Annotated in this window: 1 protein-coding gene and 1 pseudogene; one reads left to right on the top strand and one right to left on the bottom strand. The window is 66.2% G+C overall.

The genetic code is table 11. The annotated features are described in order from the left end of the window. Window positions 1-145: pseudogene (locus tag ROTAS13_RS26740) on the bottom strand (Mu transposase domain-containing protein); the annotation flags it as partial. A 106-nt stretch (window positions 146-251) separates the two neighbouring features. Here ROTAS13_RS26740 and ROTAS13_RS24190 point away from each other — a divergent pair. Continuing rightward, entirely contained in the window at window positions 252-1,475 is a 1,224-nt protein-coding gene (locus ROTAS13_RS24190) for an IS256 family transposase (protein ID WP_075823637.1), read from the top strand. Window positions 1,476-1,653: the final 178 nt, after the last annotated feature.

The raw sequence follows: 1,653 nt of genomic DNA, 5'->3' as shown, positions 1-1,653 counted from the left end.
CGGCATAGGCCCGGATCTCGACCGGCCGCCCCACCGCGCTCGCCATCACCGAGTACTTGTTGTTGTCGAACCGCACCAGGCAGGTCTTGGATACCGCGGCAGGCACGGCATGGAACCCGTCGAACCGCCCAGCGTAAGGCACCAGGATAGTGTCCGAGGACGTGGTGGAAAATCGGGGTGGCTGAGGTGGTCACCGGACCTGTGGTCTAGGGTGGAGTTGCGAGGCTTCATCCCGAACCGACGAGGACCCGATGACCGAGGAGAGACTACCCCTGGCCGAGCTGCTGGCGAAAGCCGGAGACGAGGACTTCCTGCGCAGCGTGGCGGAAGCCGTGGTGCAGATCCTGATGGAGGCGGACGTGGAGGGGCTGATCGGCGCCGCCCGGCACGAACGCTCCGGAGAGCGGACGACCTACCGGAACGGGTATCGCGACCGCGCCTTTGACACGCGGCTAGGCAGCCTACAGTTGCGGATCCCCAAGCTGCGGCAGGGCAGCTACTTCCCGCCCTTCCTGGAGCCGCGGCGGACGACGGAGAAGGCGCTGGTGGCGGTGATCCAGGAAGCCTGGATCGGCGGCGTCTCGACGCGCAAGGTCGATGACCTTGTGCAAGCGATGGGGCTGTCAGGGATCAGCAAGAGCACGGTCAGCAAGCTCTGCCGCGACATCGACGAGCGGGTCGGCGTCTTCCTCACCCGTCCGCTGACCGGCTCATGGCCGTATCTCTGGCTCGACGCCACCTACCTCAAGCAACGCGAGGGCGGCCGGGTGGTCTCGGTGGCGGCGATAATCGCGGTCGCGGTCAACACCGAAGGCAAGCGCGAGATCGTGGGTCTGCATATCGGGCCTTCGGAGGCGGAGAGCTTCTGGTCGGACTTCCTGCGCAGCCTGGTCCGCCGCGGCCTGACGGGCGTGAAGCTGGTGATCTCCGACGCGCATGAGGGGCTGAAGGCGGCGATCCGCCGCGTGATGGGGGCCACCTGGCAACGGTGCCGGGTTCATTGGATGAGGAACGCCTTGGCGTATGTCCCGAAAGGGCAGCAGACGATGGTCGCAGCCGCGTTGCGCCAGGCGTTCCTGCAGGAGGACGCCGCCAATGCGCACCGGGTCTGGCGGACGGCCGCGGATCAGATGCGGCAGAGGTGGCCGAAACTCGGCACGTTCATGGACGAGAGCGAGCACGACGTGCTGGCCTACATGGCCTTCCCCGCCCAGCACCGCACCAAGTTGCACTCAACGAACCCGCTCGAGCGATTGAACAAGGAGGTCAAGCGCCGCGCCGATGTCGTCGGCATCTTTCCGTCCGAGCCGTCGATTGTGCGCCTGATCGGCGCCGTGCTGCTCGAGGCAAATGACGAGTGGCAACTCCAGCACCGCTACATGCAGGTCGAGGGCATGGCCGAACTGAGCCCGCCTACCATCGAGGGCGAAGCCACTGCTCTCCCGTCAGCCCAGATGCCACCTCAGGCCGCCTGATCCGTGACCGCTTTTGGCATCCCAATTTCCACCAACTTGACGGACGCTATCAGGCACCAGGCTTGGCCGCTCTGCCTCGAACGCCTCCCAGACGGTCCGCTCCCTCTGCTCCGGATGCCGATTGGCCCGGGCATGGGACACGCACCGCTCCAGCAGGAGGGCGTTCAGCTCCTCGTAA

The sequence above is a fragment of the Roseomonas sp. TAS13 genome (assembly GCF_001950415.1).
Lineage (GTDB): Bacteria > Pseudomonadota > Alphaproteobacteria > Acetobacterales > Acetobacteraceae > Roseomonas > Roseomonas mucosa.
Note: the sequence above shows the minus strand (reverse complement) of the source record. Positions and strands in the feature narration are given on the sequence as shown.

What these genes read in the sequence shown, in the direction of transcription:
- ROTAS13_RS24190 (WP_075823637.1), top strand. Translation starts at nt 252, where the DNA reads ATGACCGAGGAGAGACTACCCCTGGCCGAGCTGCTGGCGAAAGCCGGA.